The sequence below is a fragment of the Cupriavidus sp. 05N39 genome (genome assembly GCF_056397325.1).
In genome coordinates, this window is sequence record NZ_JBFTNE010000426.1 from 1 (window position 1) to 354 (window position 354).

The 354-nt window shown below is 70.1% G+C and carries 1 protein-coding gene; it reads left to right on the top strand.

What is annotated here, in order from left to right; all coding sequences use genetic code 11:
• Positions 1-56: 56 nt before the first annotated feature.
• Positions 57-354, top strand: a 298-nt coding sequence (locus AC1DN0_RS42025) for a hypothetical protein (protein ID WP_477146749.1), incomplete at its 3' end; no start/stop codon positions are given.

The window sequence follows — 354 nt, forward strand, 5'->3', positions numbered from 1 at the left end:
GGCATGCAGCATCGCGCTGCCCCCGCGCTACGCTGCCACCACCAGAAGGGGATTCCATGCCCGAGGCCGCACCCATCCGCCAGCTCGCCCGCCGTTCGCTGCGCGTCCATGCGCTGCTGATCGGCGTGATCGTCCTGGCCACGATCCAGGCCGGGCTGGTGCTGTCGACCACGCTGCAGTTGCTGCGCGAAGAACAGGACAAGATCGAGTTCCACTTCCGCCGCCTGGATGGCGCGCTGCAGGAACAGGAGCGCTTCATGCGGCGCTGGCGCGCCCATGATCACGAGCGCGCAGCGCTGCCCGGCGGTCCACCGGGAACCGTCCACGGCCAGCCACTGTCGGGCAGCGTGGAGG